The following is a 14,703-nucleotide window of genomic DNA, read 5'->3' on the forward strand; positions in this document are numbered from 1 at the left end:
TGTCTATCCTGCAAATGCCTAATGGTATTCCTGTAGCAACAGTTGCGCTAAACGCGGCTAAAAACGCAGGTATATTGGCTGCACAGATATTATCAACCGCCGATGAATACCTGGTTAAAAATCTTATAGATTTTAAAGAAGACTTGAAGAAAAAAGTAGAAGAATCTGCCAAAGAAATGGAATAGTGAATTAGCAGTTTGCTGTTCTTTGAAGATGAGGATGCTAAAAATTCGGGTAATCCTCAAATCTGGTGGATCCAGGTCCAGGCAAGATAGGTGTTCAATAGAATAGCAAACTACTAACTTAATTGAGCGCCGGGTTTTCGGGGAAGTTAGCAATATGGGCGTAACGATTACCCAAACTTATCACTACATCTTTCCAAAGATTTTGCTCGTCGGTGCCGAAAAGGGTTTCTGATTTAAACTTATCAGACACTATCCAACTATTAGCAGTGATCTCTTCTTCGAGCTGAAGGGCCGTCCAGCCCGAGTAACCTGCAAAAAATTTGATCTCGGTTTCGCTAAGCTGATAATTGCCTGCCAGTTTTTTTACCATATCAAAATCGCCACCCCAAAATAAACCGGGAGCTATCTCTATACCGCCTTCAATTTTTTCGGGAACACAGTGGATAAAATGCAGCGTGTTTTTAGCCACAGGTCCACCTTCATAAACCGGCATCTCGGAGTAGGAAACATCTGGCAGTACATCGCCAAGCATATATTCGCCCTGGTGGTTTAAAATAAAACCCATGGCGCCATCGGGAGAAAATTCTGTGAGTATAATAACGGATCGTTTAAAATTCGGATCCATCATAAATGGTTCCGAAATAAGTAAACGCCCCGCGGCAGCCGAAATAAGACTTAGCATAAAGGTTTATATTTATAATAATACAACAAGCATAGTAAAAATATGTTCATTTATGAAAATGAATTCTATTCAATGTATACGGATTAATTAATTTGTAAGTTTGCATAAATGGATCAGCAGGAACTACAAAATTTAAGGCAGGATTATTCTGCCGCTACTTTATTAGAAAACAACACCAAGGCCGACCCGATAAACCAGTTTGAACAATGGTTTAACGAAGCCTTAACCGCAAAATTGCCCGAACCTAATACAATGATACTTGCAACGGCTACAACAACAGGAAAGCCATCGGCGCGGGTGCTTTTATTAAAGGGTTTTAACCATGCAGGCTTTGTATTTTATACTAATTACTTGAGYCGTAAAGGTAAAGAGATAACCAAAAATCCGCAAGGGGCAATAACTTTCTTCTGGGGCGAACTGGAACGCCAGGTACGCATTGAAGGTACTATTGAAAAATTAAGCAAAGAAGAATCAGAAAGATATTTCCATTCGCGCCCTAAAGGTAGTCAACTCGGCGCTTTGGTGTCGCCGCAAAGCCAGGAGATTGATGACCGTAATGTGCTGGAGGAAAAAATGAGCCAGCTGGAAACCGAGTACGAAAGTAAGGAAGTTCCAAAACCGTCATATTGGGGCGGATATATTTTAAAGCCGCAGATGGTAGAGTTTTGGCAAGGCCGTGAAAGCAGACTGCATGACCGTATTCTTTATAAAAGAACTGATAAAAAAAACTGGAAAAAAGTACGTTTAGCTCCATGATGTTTAACGATATCAAATTATTACTTATCCAAAAATTTGGTGAGGCTGTAATTACAGGGGAAGAAACCGGTGGGCTGCAACCCGCTTTGCTCATTAACCCTGATGATATTGACGGGGTATGCCTCGAGCTTCGTAATAATCCTAAAACTTACTTTGATTTTCTCTCGAGCATTAGCGGGGTGCATTATAATGATGAAACTAACCGTTATGGAGTGGTTTATCACTTAGCTTCCATTCCCTACAAAACGCAGCTTACACTTAAAATAAGCAAATCACATGATCGCGAAAGCGATCAACTGCCCGAATTTAAAAGCATAACCAGCGTTTATCGTACTGCCGACTGGCATGAACGCGAAGCTTACGACCTGTTAGGCATCTTCTTTACCAATCACCCCGACCTGCGCCGCATCCTGTTACCCGATGACTGGGAGGGTTTTCCACTTCGCAAGGATTATAAGGCTGCGGAGTATTATAAGGGGATTAAGATAGATTAAGAGCCCCCGCCTCATCTAAATCTTCTCCAAAGGAGACGGACTTTTGGTTTGCATATTTTACAAAAGCCTTGCGGTATTAAAAACACCGCAAGGCTTTTTATTTGCCGTAATTGGAACCCTCTCCTTTGAGAGGGGCGGGGCTTGCCTTGTTAAAAATTGTTAAATAAATTTGTTAATTACGAAATAATCGTAGATTTACGAAATAATCGTAATTGATATGGAAAAATTATCTAAACAGGAAGAGGAAGCTATGCAGGCAGTATGGCAAAGCGGCGCGGGTTTTATAAAAGATTTTCTTGACCAGATGGGCGAACCTAAGCCACCGTATACTACACTGGCATCAACCATAAAAAACCTGGAACGTAAAGGATTTTTACAAAGCGAAAAAATGGGCAACTCGTTGCGCTACAGTGCTGCTATTAAAGAAGAGGAGTACAAAAAGCGTTTTATGAGTGGTTTTGTGAGTGATTATTTCCAAAACTCTTATAAAGACCTGGTTACTTTTTTTGCCAAAGAAAAGAAACTAAGCGCCAGTGATCTGCAGGAGATCATTAAACTGATTGAAAAACAATAAATCATAAAGCCATGCCAGCATTATTTGTTTTTTTACTTAAAGTAAATGTTGCACTGTTATTGTTTTGCGCGGGTTATTACCTGGTATTAAGGCATCTCACCTTTTATACCCTTAACCGCTTTTATTTGCTTGCCGCCATTGTGTTTGYCAGTATATATCCCCAAATAAACCTGAGTGATTTTGTTAAGCGACACGAAAGTTTGGCCAAACCGGTACAGCAGGTAGTAATTAACTGGCAGGCCCCGGCGCAGGCCCTGGTAAAACAGGCTGATAAACCAAACTATTGGTTTTATGTTGAAGCGATCTTCTGGATAGGGGCGGGTTTACTTGCTATCCGGTTAATGATACAACTATTTTCTTTATACAGGTTATATAAAAGTTCACAACCAGCAACCATTGGCAATCACCGGGTAAGGGTGATGAATACAGATGTAGCTCCATTTTCGTTTTGGCAAAGCATTTTTGTAAACCCCGCCAACCATGCCCCTGCCGACCTGAAAGCCATATTATTACACGAGCAGGTGCACGTAAACCAATGGCATACGGCCGATATTTTGCTTGCCGAGTTTAGCAGCATATTTTACTGGTTCAACCCCGGTATCTGGCTCATGAAAAAAGCTATCCGCGAAAATATAGAGTTTATAACCGACCAAAAGATCCTAAAAAAAGGTATCGATAGTAAAACTTACCAGTACAGCCTGGTTTCTGTAAGTTTTAGTAACACACAACCCGGCATAGTTAATCATTTCAACTTATCAACCATAAAAAAACGGATCATCATGATGAACGCGAAAAGATCTTCAAAAATAAACCTAACCCGTTATGCTTTCCTGGTGCCCGCAGTTATTGCTATGCTGTTGGTTTTTAGTATCTCAAAGGCCGATTTTGTGAAAAAGAGCGCTGCGTTTAAATCGATAACCGTACTATCAAACAAAGTTGGTAACGCAGTTGGTATAAATAAGATGGCGGCGACTATAAAATCAATTTTACCGGGTAAGGATGAAAATAAAACTTCGGCGGCTATAGCTGATAGTAGCCCCGGCGACATTAACACCAGCCCGGTGTTTTATCTTGATGGTGTGCAGGTTTCAAATGCCAATGGCTTTGGCGATGATACCGAAAGCATTGATTACCTTACCGCAACGGATGCCAAAAAGTATTTTAATGCCGGCGATGGCAACCATGCAGTGGCTTTTGCAACAAGGAAAAATTCAGCAGCAGGCAAAGCGCTCAGAGAAAAAATAACGCAACTTGTAGCCGCAGGCAAAATTAAAATAAACACCGTTAACAAAGGGGCTATTGAACGTGTAAATACCAAAATGAATGTTATTTTAAATGACATGGCAAATGTAGATACCACCAAACGGTCTTTTTACATACATTTCAATGGAAACGACTCGGTTATTTGTTATATAAATGGTAAAAAAGGAGATTTCAAAAGTGTAAATCCCGACGATATATTAAATATCAACGTATTTAAAAATAGCGATGCTGCGCAGTTTATTGATGAAAAAGTGGCCGATAACACAGGCGTTGTATTTGTAACTACAAAAAATTCGGCCGAAGGATTAAGGTTTAAAGAAAGGCTGGATAAATATGCCAGTACCCCACATGGCARAGATATTACGGTTACCGGATTTAATAGTAACCAGGTAAAAGATAAAGTTGAGGATGTAGTAGTTGTTAATGATGTGAAAATTGCCGGCGACACTTTAAAGGATGCAAACGGCAAAATAAAACGTATTTATTATACCAATACGGCTAAGCCCAATGATCCGGTAGTAATCAACGGTAAAGTGGTAAAGTCGCTTACCGGGGTAACGGTTTCTGGTTATGGAAAACAGGTTAAATCTAATGTTAAAGTTAATGGCGTTGTAGTTGCCGGTAATAACGATGATTTGGATGCTGTTACCGTAAATGGCGCAGGAGTAAGTAATGTTGCAGTTACTAAAAAACGTTCGGGGAATGCCGCTTTGGCGTCGGTAACGGTTATTGGCTGGAAAAATGTACCGCTTTATGATAATATAGTTATAAACGGAAAACCGGTTAACGATACGATGTTAACGGCCCTGGGGGGTACGGGAAATAATGTTTATATCAGACGGCTACATGATACCGACAAAGCCAATCCACTTATTGTTATTGATGGTAAGGAAGCAACGGCGGGCCAGTTTAAAAGCCTTGATCCCCTCACTATTGATAATGTAAGCGTTTTAAAAGACCGCAGCGCCCAAGCTTACGGCGATAAAGGCAAGCAGGGTGTTATATTGATAACGCTTAAGAAGAAAAAATAGTAGTTGGTGAGTGAATTAAGTGAGTGGTTGAGTTGGATTAAGTTATTGCTAATCAAAATCTTCTTTCAAACCAGCCAACCACTTAACTCAATCAACCTAATCAACCACTCACTTTCAAAAAAACAGGGTTGATTAAGTTAATGGTTAGCAGTTAATAAGTTTGCTCTCCTTTTAACTTAATCAGCCCCGTTGTGATAAATAGTGAATTGGAGTGTTAAGTGGCCGGATTGACGCTCTGTTGATTGAACTTAATTAGTTGGCCTGACAAAATCAATTAATTTCAGTTCATTTTCAAATACTCAAATTTTAAAATCAACTTGCTACAGCAAGTTTTTCTGTTTCCAGGAGTTTAAGCAAAGCTTTTTCGGCCATATTAAGCTCGGCTGTTTTTATGTCTTCACGCTCACCAAGCTGGCTGATATATTTGAAGATAGTTCCATCCTCGTAGCTTTTTATTACCGTTGGGTGTACATAGTATTTTTTACAAACCGTGCGGGTATTACCAAGGTTTATAGCCACCTCATCTAAAACACTTACTATTTTTTTGCGGCATTCGGTTACGTTATCAARTTCGCCAGCTTCTTTAAATGCATATAAAGCGCTCACACTGCCGGCCCATGTCCGGAAATCCTTGGCTGTAAAATCCTCCCCGGTAATTTCTTTCAGGTAATTATTGATATCGCCCGAGCCTAAGCTGCAGCGTTCGCCGGCTTCATTGTAATATTGAAAAAGCTCTTTCCCCGGTATCTCGCGGCATTGTTTCACTAAACGTGCAAGCCTTTTACTTTGCAGGGCAATCTTATGAAAAACGCCTTTTTTACCTTTAAACTCAAACATTATTTTAGAGCCGTTAACGTTAACATGCCTATTTTGCAAGGTTGTTAAACCAAACGAGCCATATAATTTCTTATAAGATTCATTACCCACACGGATACCGGTCAATTCCATTAACCGCACAGCAAGGGCAACCACTTTTTTATGATCGTGGTTATGTCGGCTCAAATCTTTATCAACCTGTTCACGTATAGCAGGCAGGTGTGCCGCGAAGTTTTGCAGGCGATGGTATTTACTTTGGTTACGGATCTGGTTCCAACCGGAATGGTAGCGGTATTGTTTGCGCCCTGCAGCATCGGTGCCCGTAAACTGCAGATGCCCGTTTTCGTACGGCGAAATCCATACATTGGTATAAGCAGGGGGGATCACCAGTTTATTAAAACGGGTTAACAGTTCATTATCCTTAACCAGTTTGCCATCTGCATCATAAAAATTCCATCCCTTACCCACTTTTTTGCGGGTATAGCCGGGCAAAGAATCAGATGCGTAACGCAAGCCGGCCGCCTTTGCCGTGATCTTAGGGTCGCGACCAATTTTTTCGAGTTTTTTTTGTAAACGATCCATACCCCTGGTAGAACAAGGTGAAGATAATTAAGTTTTATTTTGAAGTGAGCCAGGCAGGCGACACAAGAATAATAAGATAATGATGAAATAAATTAACTCCTGTTTACCATTAAAAAAATAAAAAAAACACCCACCATAAATATGACGGGTGTAAGGCAGATAAGGTTTAGGTATAAAAAACGAAGATTTAGGCTTATTACTAATTATTTTAATGCCAAAAGATTTAGCAGTTTGTCTGATTTTGTTTCGTCGAAAACGGTTCTTACATATTTAAAGCCACTTTTGGTTGTGGCGGCAATAAGCTTGAATTTATTGCCTTCATCATCAAGAATGTAAGCCGTTCCATTATCATTTATCCAATCAAAAAGTACGTCTCTTGTTGTAATTCCCCGGTTTTGGGTATTGTCATCAACCCACATTAAAGTGTTGATAGACAGGTAAGGATTTTCATACTCATCGTCAGTTTTGGTAACACCAGTTATTTGTATGGGCATCGTTTTACTTATATCAGGGATTGATGGCATAAATTTCTGAAATTTATACAGGGCTGTCAATCCGTGAAAACACCGTATTTTACCCCGTTAAAACACGGGGTAAAAGGTAGATATTACCCTATGAAATATGAGATAAATTATTATTACTATAAAACGAAGATCAGATCCTGATGATGTTATTGTCCTTATGTTCAGGGTGTTTACTACTATTCGGCTTAGGAATGTTCCTGATAACGGCAATCAATGCCACTGCAATTAATCCCATTGCCTTTAAACCGAAACGCACAAAGGGTTTCATCACTTTCCATGCATTATGCGCAGTTTGTACTTCGGTTTCACGTTTTCCTATCTTATTTACGTTTTTGGGTGCCATAATGTTATTAAATTTATAATTAAGTGATATAGATATAAAAACCTTGCCATAAATTAACATTGCTATATTTGAATACTAACCAAACCTAAATGCAAATAAAAAACCATATTGGCCGAATCATTATTCTTGTTAGCGATTATGAGGATGCCTTGAAATTTTACCAGCTAAATTTTGATTGTAAAGTGTTGGTTGATTATACTACAGCCGAAGGGCAGCGTTTTTTACATGTGGGTTTTGATGATGCATCAGCAACAGGGATTTGGTTTTTAAAAACAGATACTACCGTTCCTGATAATAGGGTTGGTAATCAAACTAATGGCGAACCAACATTTGTTATGTATACCAATGCGTTGAATACTTTATATCAAAAGTTAGTTAAAAATAATGTTACAATAAAACAGGCCCCTATTTTTACCGGTGAGTATAGCTTTTTTCATTGTTACGATCTTTACGGCAACGGAATTATTGTGGTAGAATTGAAAGAGTGATTTTACAAATTTGCCTTTTATTTACGCCTTTTTCCTTAACTCAATAACAGTAACCTCGGGCCAGATGCCCAACCTGCCCGAGAAAGCCAGAAAGCCAAAACCGCGGTTAACATACAGATATCGGTTTTTCTCGCTGGCAAGGCCAGCCCAATCAAGGTATTTATATTTAACTGGGCTCCATTTAAAACCGGGTATCTCGATACCAAACTGCGCACCATGGGTATGGCCCGATAAGGTAAGATGAATATTTGTTGGATTGTAACGCACCTGTTCTTCCCAATGGGTAGGGTCATGAGATAACAATACTTTAAAGTCATCTTTTGGTACACCTTGYAAGGCCTTATTAAGGTCGCCTATCTGTGCAAAACCACGGCCCCAGTTTTGGACCCCAATAAGCGATATTTTATGACCGTCTTTTTCTATCGTCACATTTTCGTCCAGCAATAGCCGATAGTCTAAAGCTTTATGGTGCTGCTTTAATTTATCCAGATTGGCGGCTTTTTCCTGCGGACTGCTCCATTGAATGTAATCGCCATAATCATGATTGCCCAATATGGAGAACTGACCATAAGGCGCTTTAATGGAGCCAAACCTGTCAATATAAGGTTCTATTTCGGTGGCGGCGTTATTTACCAGGTCGCCGGTGAAAACAAACAGGTCGCTTTTTTGCGCTTTAACCATATCAATACCTTTTTGCATGGCCTCGGTATTGTCAAAACTGCCAGAGTGGATATCTGATAGTTGGGTAATAGTAAAGCCCTCGAAAGCATCGGGCAAGTCATCAAAATATAGTGTAGTGCGATGCAGCTTGTAATCGTATTTGCCTTTTAACATGGCATAAAAAAAGGAGGTAAATGGCACAGCCGCCATCAGAACAGCTATCTCACTGATAAATTTACGCCTGCCGGGGAAAGGCGATCCTTTACCTTTGGCACCTGCCCGGTTAAACAAACCGACAAAAAATCTGCCTGTATCACCCAAAAACAAAACTATAATGAAAACCAGTTTGGTTACAAAAAAGGTGAGGAATAAACTCAATATCCATTCATGAAAGGGGCGCATGCCACTTGCAGTGCTAAAAGCACCGAAACCTATTAACAGCAATGCGGTTACACCCACAGAAATTAGCAGGTATCCCCATAAAACAATATTGCGCCGGATTTGCGATGGCCAATTGGCGCTTAAGGTTTTCAGTCCCGAAAAAACATACCAGTCAAACAATAAACTGATGGCCGATATAATTACAAATACTTTAATAAAACCACTGCCATGCATAGATATACGGGTGTTAGGTAAGCAATTTAACAAATGATGAGGTAACTAGAGGAAAAAAATAGTTTCAGTCCGGTTTTCTCTCAAGAAAAAAGAAGAAAGAGCAATGTTGTGGTTTAGTTCTTGTTAAAGTTTGTTAAACCCAACGGGTATAAATAATACACTAAATTCTGTAACGTTTATGATTTTAAATTACCGCGGAGGTAAAAGTTAATCAAATGATTAATTTTTACTTTTATCAAACAAAGCTGTAAATACAAAAGCATATTTTTGATTATCAATTTTTAAACATCAATACCTATGGCAATATTAACAATTCAAATCCCAGACAACGAAGTAAGCACGCTATCAACCATTGTTGAACGTATAGCAGGCAGCATTATTAAAGTAAACGCCGATGAGGATATTTACACCAACGATTGCCTGCAAAAAGAGGATGATCTGAAAAATAAACTGGCATCATCATCGCCCTATAATCACTTCTGGAACGATTAAGCATTATCACAAAATTTAGGTTTTACCTGTTAATACACCATAAAAGCAAAACGCCTCCCGGTTTCAATCGGGAGGCGTTTTGTTTTGTGCAATGTGCTACTGTTTATTTACACTATTTAACATAAGCTGTAACGATTGCTTGTTTTTACGTAAGCCTTCAATAACGCCTATGTTTGTTTTTATAAAAGTAATTAGTGCATCGGTTGGCTCATCAGACCAGATCTTTTTGGCTGTTTTCATATTACTAATCAATGCCTGTGTTGACCTGATAATGCCCCATGGCAATCCCCACCATCCTAACAAAGCAGTGGTTGAGGTACCACTTTGATTTGTTTGCTGTAAACAGGTGGGGCAAGCTATTATTAGCTTCTTTTTGTACTGTGTTAACAGGATAAAGCTTTTGACTGTACCAATTACTGCCGCATTTAACGGTTGATGGGTACCGGCACAAATAGGGCAAGGCTGATTACGGATAAGTGAAACGTAGCTATCAAATTCTAAACTTCCGGTTTCTATTAACTGCGCATTAACACCACTGATGATGTCCTCGTCCAGGCCGCGGCTTTTTATTTCAGCCTTTAATATTTCAAGAGCTTCGGGGCGTAAACTGGCCGCTTCCGTAACTGCCAGGCGGGCAAGTTTATCATCGGATAAATTTTTATAGATAGTTTTTAATTGTTCAATACCGGGTTGCATGGTGATAAATATAAATAAAAGAAATTGATACCGGGCAGGCTTATCTGATAAGCAGAGGGCTGTCGAGCTGCTCAGTGTATAAAATGCCAGGATCATTTTTATATTAAAAATTGAAATTAAAAGCAACCAGAAGCAAACGTTAACCGTAAACAATAGTATATGAGGGCGTTTGTTAACATACCAAAAACCATCTGCTGTAAATTTTGCAAGATATGTGGGGCCAGGCCGGTTATTGAACCGGCGGCAGATGGTTTATATGTGGTTAAATGCCCAAATGATAACGGCCACTACCAAACCAGGTCGGGTTTAATTGATATTGACGATTGGAACAGGAATAATACAGTAATTTTATTCCCGATTTTGATATGAAGCAACAAATATCCTGTTGAGTAATATTTCTGTGTAATTTGCCTTAGTGTTACCTAAACACATATCTTTAAGTTTTTAAACCAAAAACTTAAAATGAGCCTTTTAATTAATTTGAAAACCCATAAAATCGGTAAGCTTAAAAAACTGGGATTATTGCTTGGTGCCTTTGCTTTACCGGTTTTCTGTTTTGCCCAATCGGGCCCGGACGCTATCCCGATGGTTGATCATATCGCTATTTGTGTAAAAAACCTTAAAAAAAGCACTGCTTTTTACACCGATGTTATGCACCTGCAAAAAGTATCAAATCCATTTGCCGATACTGTACATCAATGGTACAGCCTTGGTAACCATGTAAAACTACATGCCATACAAGGCAACTGCACAGGTGTACACATTAAAGCCGAACATTTGTGTTTTTCTGTAGGATCTGTAACAGAATTTGCTAAAACATTAGATAAGCTAAGCATCCCATACAGTAATTGGAATGGCGATAGCAAAGAGCCGACGTTGAGAAAAGATGGGGTGCTGCAGCTGTATTTTCAGGACCCGGATGGCTATTGGATCGAAATCAACAGTCCGGCAATCAAAAAATGATATTAAAACATTACCCGGCTTTTCGTTTTATGTTTTCGGCTTTTAGTTTCTTTTTAAACTAATGCCCTTTCCACAACCAAAAGCCCGATAACACGATGAGCGGTAAAAATATCCATTTAACCGGAGCTGTGGTGTACAGACGGTTTTCATTTGGCCCGTAAATGTAGCCAAGTACCGGAACACTTAAAATGATGAGCATCCAGCGGATTAATGTACGTTCTAAAGCTGCGGTCATGTCAGTCCAAATTAATATTCCAGTTCCTGGCAGTGGATACCGGCCCGAATCAAAAGCCATTCKATGTAACGGGGGGAGAGCCCATTGGATTCTATCCGCAATATGTTATCGCAATCTTCCAGGTCGAAATTCCATTGGGCAATTGAAGGAACTTGGGTGAGCAGGTTAGTTACTTTGCTCACCTGCCTTTTTTCTTTAACGTTTGTTGAAAATACCAGCACATCCATAGTAGATAGTTTTTTAGTATTAAATAATAGATGGTGAATAGTGAGTGGTGAATGGTGAATGGTTTTAGCTCAGACAAATTATTCACCACTCACTAATTTCCCAACTCAAACAAACTACTCACCACTCACCCCTCACTGCTCACTGCTCACCCCCTTACTAATCCTGTTTTTCCTTCTCCTCTTGCTCTGGTGCAAAATCGTCCCATTGGCGGCGGCCAAACCGTCCATGCTCATGACTGTCCCAGCCGCAATTACGATCGCGCATTTTGGCTTTAAACCTTTCCTGTTCTTCGGGGCTCATGTTTTTAAAGCGTTCTTCCATACGTTTGCGCATCCATGGGTTACCACCTCCGCCACCCCATCCCGGTTTACCTCCTTTGCCAAAGCCAAACAGTATTTTGCATAAAATAAATATGCCCATGGCCTGCCAAAAGGTAATAACGCCTACATGTAATATTCCCGGTAATAAATTGTTCCATAATTGCATCACCACAAAGCTGATGAGCGATAGGAAAGCGGCTACCGCGAAGGGTATAAATATGAACCGCCATTTATAAAATGTTCTTTTCATTATCTTTAATGTTTTTAAATTTTTTAATATTCTGTAATTTCAAGGTATAACTGCTTAAGCCTTTTGCGCAGGTGCAGCACCGCGTATCGCTTGCGCGATACTAAAGTATTGATGTTTTGTCCTGTACGTTTAGCTATTTCCTCAAAGGGGATGTCGTCAAGCTCCTGCCATATAAAAACCTGTTTCTGCTCGTCGGGCAATTCATCCAGCGCTAAAAAAAGTTCCTCCCAAAAAAGGCTGCGCAGGTATTCGGTTTCGGGGGTGCTGGTTTCGGCGAACAGGATGGCTTTGAAGTTTTCTGTTTCCTCTTCGTCTTCACCAGTTGCAAGCATATCATCAAACAAGGTTTCCGTTTTCTTTTTATGCTTATCTGTTATTTTATTGCGTGCCACACGGTACAGCCAGGCGCTTGTTTGCTCAATAGGCTCAGAATTGATTACCGAACTGAACTGGTACCATACATCCTGCAGAATGTCTTCGGCATCAGCGTCATTTTTTACCCTCCGGCGGATAAAACTCAACAGGCTTTTACCATACGCTTTTATTGTATGTATAATTTGACTGTTTTTGTCTTCGGGCATTACGGCTGTTATCAATTTATTATTCCTTTAATAAAGATAGAGACGATTGAGGATTGAAAACATTTTAAATTATTTTTTAATAAATGATAATGGATGAAGGATTGATGGATGAAAGACAAAAGACTAATGGATGAAGGACAAAGGACTAATAGATGAAGGACAAAGGATTAATGGATGAAAGAGGAAGGATTAATGGATGAGGGATAAAAGACTAAAACATAAGGTCTTTGTTATATATTGCGGCAAATGAATAAGATAATTTACTTGTTAAGGTTTAATTATGCACCCTGCGTTAAAACAATACCTTTCAGATAAGATCAGCCTCTCACCAGAACATGAGGCATTGGTTGACGGTTGCTTTAGAATAAAAAATGCCAAGCGGAACGAGATCCTGGTGCAAAAAGGTAGCGTAGCTAAACATATTTATTTTGTGGTAAAGGGATGCCTGCGGATTTTCCTGGTAGGTGATGATGGCTCCGAATCGACACGTTTCCTGATATTTGAAAATAACTGGGGTACCGCTTTCCCCAGCTTTATTACCGGCAAGCCGTCGGTGGCTGCTATTCAAAGCCTGGAAGTATCAGAAATATTGATGTTAAGCTTTAACGACCGGCAAAGATTACTGGATGAGATTCCCGGCTGGGAAACTATGTATCGCATTGGTTTAGAGCAGGATTATATTGCCTCTATCCAGCGGATAGAAAGCCTTATCACTATGGACTCAAAAACCCGTTACCAGGTATTGATGGATACCCGGCCCGAGATCATCCGACGTTTGCCCAATAAAATAGTTGCGGATTACCTGGGAATATCGCAGGAAACTTTGAGCCGGTTGAAGGCGCCACGGCCCGCTAAAGGGAAGGCCATTTGACGGGCTTACAGGGGTTAAATAAAAAACTTATTTATTGACTTTTGTCAATCTTTTTGAGCTTCTTAATAGCTTGCTTTGTTATCATTAAACCACACAAATTATGTACAGGCAACTACTAATCGCGTTAATACTCTTATTATCAAATTATATCAGTTTTGCCCAAACCAATATCGGGCAGCGCACTTTTCATTTTAAGGACGAAAAACGTAACCGGCCGGTTGTTACCGAGGTTTGGTATCCAACAACCGATACATTAAAGGCGAATGACAAGGCCTTTTCCCCGTTTTTACGCGTGCCCACCGTGCGCGATGGCAAATTACCCGCCGGTAAACTGCCCATCATTATGCTCTCCCATGGAACCGGCGGGGGCAGGTTAACTTTAGAGTGGCTGGCTTCGGCACTTGCTCAAAGCGGGTTTATTGTGGCTGCGGTTGACCATTGGGGCAATACCTTTGATAACAAGATCCGCATTGAGTTTTTAAAGCCCTGGGAGCGGCCCCAGGATATCAGCTTTGCATTAACCTCACTGTTGAACGATCATGATTTTAAAACGGTGATAGATCCGCAAAGAATAGGAGCAGCAGGTTTTTCTTTTGGAGGATATACCGTTATTGCTTTAGCAGGCGGCGAATTTGATTTTGAAGTACTCCGTAACTATTATAAAACCATAGGTCGCAGAGAAATGGAGATTCCCGAATATCCGGGTCTTGTAAAATACCTGGATGATAGTACCTTATTGGCCGGGGCTAAGCATTATCCACCCCTGAAAGATAAACGCATTAAGGCTTTCTTTTCCATTTCACCGGCTTTGGGTCCGGGTTTTACAGCTAAGCAGCAGGTTAAAAACATAGGCGGCCCGGTTTATCTTGTGGGTTCGCAAAGCGATAGCATAGCTCCGGTAAAAACCAATGCGTTACTTTACCATGAACTCATCAAGGGATCGCAATATTACGTTAACCCCGGTAAGGTTGGGCATTATGTAATGCTATCAGAAGCTATTGAGCCGGTTAAAAAAGAAGCCCCCATTTATTTTACCGACGATGCATCTGTGGAC

21 protein-coding genes are annotated in these 14,703 nt (G+C 40.2%); 11 read left to right on the forward strand and 10 right to left on the reverse strand.

All coding sequences use genetic code 11. The features are described 5' to 3' along the window. The coding region (locus tag AC1DPZ_RS12120; protein WP_477403607.1) for an AIR carboxylase family protein at positions 1-185 on the forward strand (185 nt) is incomplete at its 5' end. A 118-nt stretch (positions 186-303) separates the two neighbouring features. On the opposite strand, the gene AC1DPZ_RS12125 is transcribed toward AC1DPZ_RS12120, so the two are convergent. Next, positions 304-867, reverse strand: a complete 564-nt coding sequence (locus tag AC1DPZ_RS12125) for a YqgE/AlgH family protein (protein ID WP_477403609.1) — start codon at positions 865-867, stop codon at positions 304-306. A 108-nt stretch (positions 868-975) separates the two neighbouring features. Here AC1DPZ_RS12125 and pdxH point away from each other — a divergent pair, with 108 nt between their 5' ends. From pdxH to AC1DPZ_RS12145, 4 genes are all read left to right on the forward strand, one after another. Beyond that, entirely contained in the window at positions 976-1,623 is a 648-nt protein-coding gene (pdxH, locus tag AC1DPZ_RS12130; protein WP_477403611.1) for a pyridoxamine 5'-phosphate oxidase, read from the forward strand. Continuing rightward, positions 1,620-2,117, forward strand: a complete 498-nt coding sequence (locus AC1DPZ_RS12135) for an NADH-quinone oxidoreductase subunit C (protein ID WP_477403613.1) — start codon at positions 1,620-1,622, stop codon at positions 2,115-2,117. Before pdxH ends, AC1DPZ_RS12135 begins: the two co-directional genes overlap by 4 nt. A gap of 217 nt (positions 2,118-2,334) precedes the next feature. After that, positions 2,335-2,691, forward strand: coding sequence for a BlaI/MecI/CopY family transcriptional regulator (locus AC1DPZ_RS12140; protein ID WP_477403615.1), 357 nt, complete (start codon positions 2,335-2,337; stop codon positions 2,689-2,691). A gap of 11 nt (positions 2,692-2,702) precedes the next feature. Further along, positions 2,703-4,985 carry a M56 family metallopeptidase gene (locus AC1DPZ_RS12145; RefSeq protein ID WP_477403617.1) on the forward strand — a complete coding sequence of 761 codons (2,283 nt, stop codon included), beginning with the start codon at positions 2,703-2,705 and terminating at the stop codon, positions 4,983-4,985. Between the two features lie 312 nt (positions 4,986-5,297). On the opposite strand, the gene AC1DPZ_RS12150 is transcribed toward AC1DPZ_RS12145, so the two are convergent. From AC1DPZ_RS12150 to AC1DPZ_RS12160, 3 genes are all read right to left on the reverse strand, one after another. Beyond that, entirely contained in the window at positions 5,298-6,383 is a 1,086-nt protein-coding gene (locus AC1DPZ_RS12150; RefSeq protein WP_477403619.1) for a DNA topoisomerase IB, read from the reverse strand. 203 nt (positions 6,384-6,586) lie between these two features. Next, the gene (locus tag AC1DPZ_RS12155; protein ID WP_477403622.1) at positions 6,587-6,877 is read right to left on the reverse strand and encodes a DUF3892 domain-containing protein; all 291 of its coding nucleotides are present in this window, start codon (positions 6,875-6,877) and stop codon (positions 6,587-6,589) included. Positions 6,878-7,037: 160 nt separating this feature from the next. Continuing rightward, positions 7,038-7,250 carry a hypothetical protein gene (locus tag AC1DPZ_RS12160; protein ID WP_477403624.1) on the reverse strand — a complete coding sequence of 71 codons (213 nt, stop codon included), beginning with the start codon at positions 7,248-7,250 and terminating at the stop codon, positions 7,038-7,040. An 89-nt stretch (positions 7,251-7,339) separates the two neighbouring features. Here AC1DPZ_RS12160 and AC1DPZ_RS12165 point away from each other — a divergent pair, with 89 nt between their 5' ends. Then, positions 7,340-7,738, forward strand: a complete 399-nt coding sequence (locus tag AC1DPZ_RS12165) for a VOC family protein (RefSeq protein WP_477403626.1) — start codon at positions 7,340-7,342, stop codon at positions 7,736-7,738. Between the two features lie 21 nt (positions 7,739-7,759). Here the strand turns inward: AC1DPZ_RS12165 and AC1DPZ_RS12170 are convergent, their stop codons facing one another. Then, positions 7,760-9,013: a metallophosphoesterase gene (locus AC1DPZ_RS12170; protein ID WP_477403628.1), complete on the reverse strand. Its 1,254-nt coding sequence runs from the start codon at positions 9,011-9,013 to the stop codon at positions 7,760-7,762. A gap of 297 nt (positions 9,014-9,310) precedes the next feature. On the opposite strand from AC1DPZ_RS12170, the gene AC1DPZ_RS12175 reads away from it, so the two are divergent. Then, a complete protein-coding gene (locus AC1DPZ_RS12175; protein WP_477403630.1) occupies positions 9,311-9,505 on the forward strand; it encodes a hypothetical protein in 195 nt (64 codons plus the stop codon). A gap of 96 nt (positions 9,506-9,601) precedes the next feature. Here the strand turns inward: AC1DPZ_RS12175 and AC1DPZ_RS12180 are convergent, their stop codons facing one another. Beyond that, complete coding sequence (locus AC1DPZ_RS12180) at positions 9,602-10,297, reverse strand: hypothetical protein (protein WP_477403632.1); 696 nt, start codon at positions 10,295-10,297, stop codon at positions 9,602-9,604. A 63-nt stretch (positions 10,298-10,360) separates the two neighbouring features. Between AC1DPZ_RS12180 and AC1DPZ_RS12185 the strand changes: the two genes are divergently transcribed. Both AC1DPZ_RS12185 and AC1DPZ_RS12190 read left to right on the forward strand, forming a co-directional pair. After that, positions 10,361-10,570, forward strand: coding sequence for a hypothetical protein (locus AC1DPZ_RS12185; protein ID WP_477403634.1), 210 nt, complete (start codon positions 10,361-10,363; stop codon positions 10,568-10,570). Positions 10,571-10,663: 93 nt separating this feature from the next. Next, positions 10,664-11,164: a VOC family protein gene (locus AC1DPZ_RS12190; RefSeq protein ID WP_477403636.1), complete on the forward strand. Its 501-nt coding sequence runs from the start codon at positions 10,664-10,666 to the stop codon at positions 11,162-11,164. Positions 11,165-11,222: 58 nt separating this feature from the next. Here AC1DPZ_RS12190 and AC1DPZ_RS12195 read toward each other — a convergent pair whose 3' ends face one another. The 4 genes from AC1DPZ_RS12195 to AC1DPZ_RS12210 all read right to left on the reverse strand — a co-directional run bounded on the left by AC1DPZ_RS12195 (position 11,223) and on the right by AC1DPZ_RS12210 (position 12,793). Beyond that, entirely contained in the window at positions 11,223-11,399 is a 177-nt protein-coding gene (locus AC1DPZ_RS12195; protein ID WP_477403638.1) for a hypothetical protein, read from the reverse strand. A gap of 11 nt (positions 11,400-11,410) precedes the next feature. Continuing rightward, positions 11,411-11,626 (reverse strand): hypothetical protein, encoded by a 216-nt coding sequence (locus AC1DPZ_RS12200; RefSeq protein ID WP_477403640.1) that lies wholly within the window; start codon positions 11,624-11,626, stop codon positions 11,411-11,413. Between the two features lie 157 nt (positions 11,627-11,783). Beyond that, complete coding sequence (locus AC1DPZ_RS12205; RefSeq protein WP_477403642.1) at positions 11,784-12,197, reverse strand: hypothetical protein; 414 nt, start codon at positions 12,195-12,197, stop codon at positions 11,784-11,786. 23 nt (positions 12,198-12,220) lie between these two features. After that, the gene (locus AC1DPZ_RS12210) at positions 12,221-12,793 is read right to left on the reverse strand and encodes an RNA polymerase sigma factor (protein WP_477403644.1); all 573 of its coding nucleotides are present in this window, start codon (positions 12,791-12,793) and stop codon (positions 12,221-12,223) included. A 265-nt stretch (positions 12,794-13,058) separates the two neighbouring features. Here AC1DPZ_RS12210 and AC1DPZ_RS12215 point away from each other — a divergent pair, with 265 nt between their 5' ends. Together AC1DPZ_RS12215 and AC1DPZ_RS12220 are read left to right on the forward strand one after the other, a co-directional pair. After that, positions 13,059-13,649 carry a Crp/Fnr family transcriptional regulator gene (locus AC1DPZ_RS12215; protein WP_477403646.1) on the forward strand — a complete coding sequence of 197 codons (591 nt, stop codon included), beginning with the start codon at positions 13,059-13,061 and terminating at the stop codon, positions 13,647-13,649. A 100-nt stretch (positions 13,650-13,749) separates the two neighbouring features. Further along, positions 13,750-14,703: alpha/beta hydrolase family protein (locus tag AC1DPZ_RS12220; RefSeq protein WP_477403648.1), on the forward strand; the 954-nt coding region annotated here is incomplete at its 3' end.

The sequence above is a fragment of the Mucilaginibacter sp. P4_G9 genome (genome assembly GCF_056400985.1).

Excerpts from the sequence above, each read along its gene's own strand:
- AC1DPZ_RS12205 (WP_477403642.1), bottom strand. The coding sequence starts at position 12,197 with ATGAAAAGAACATTTTATAAATGGCGGTTCATATTTATACCCTTCGCG.
- AC1DPZ_RS12165 (WP_477403626.1), top strand. The coding sequence starts at position 7,340 with ATGCAAATAAAAAACCATATTGGCCGAATCATTATTCTTGTTAGCGAT.
- AC1DPZ_RS12155 (WP_477403622.1), bottom strand. The coding sequence starts at position 6,877 with ATGCCCATACAAATAACTGGTGTTACCAAAACTGACGATGAGTATGAA.
- AC1DPZ_RS12180 (WP_477403632.1), bottom strand. The coding sequence starts at position 10,297 with ATGATCCTGGCATTTTATACACTGAGCAGCTCGACAGCCCTCTGCTTA.
- AC1DPZ_RS12135 (WP_477403613.1), top strand. The coding sequence starts at position 1,620 with ATGATGTTTAACGATATCAAATTATTACTTATCCAAAAATTTGGTGAG.
- AC1DPZ_RS12195 (WP_477403638.1), bottom strand. The coding sequence starts at position 11,399 with ATGACCGCAGCTTTAGAACGTACATTAATCCGCTGGATGCTCATCATT.
- AC1DPZ_RS12160 (WP_477403624.1), bottom strand. The coding sequence starts at position 7,250 with ATGGCACCCAAAAACGTAAATAAGATAGGAAAACGTGAAACCGAAGTA.
- AC1DPZ_RS12215 (WP_477403646.1), top strand. The coding sequence starts at position 13,059 with ATGCACCCTGCGTTAAAACAATACCTTTCAGATAAGATCAGCCTCTCA.
- AC1DPZ_RS12125 (WP_477403609.1), bottom strand. The coding sequence starts at position 867 with ATGCTAAGTCTTATTTCGGCTGCCGCGGGGCGTTTACTTATTTCGGAA.
- AC1DPZ_RS12175 (WP_477403630.1), top strand. The coding sequence starts at position 9,311 with ATGGCAATATTAACAATTCAAATCCCAGACAACGAAGTAAGCACGCTA.
- AC1DPZ_RS12190 (WP_477403636.1), top strand. The coding sequence starts at position 10,664 with ATGAGCCTTTTAATTAATTTGAAAACCCATAAAATCGGTAAGCTTAAA.
- AC1DPZ_RS12140 (WP_477403615.1), top strand. The coding sequence starts at position 2,335 with ATGGAAAAATTATCTAAACAGGAAGAGGAAGCTATGCAGGCAGTATGG.
- AC1DPZ_RS12185 (WP_477403634.1), top strand. The coding sequence starts at position 10,361 with ATGAGGGCGTTTGTTAACATACCAAAAACCATCTGCTGTAAATTTTGC.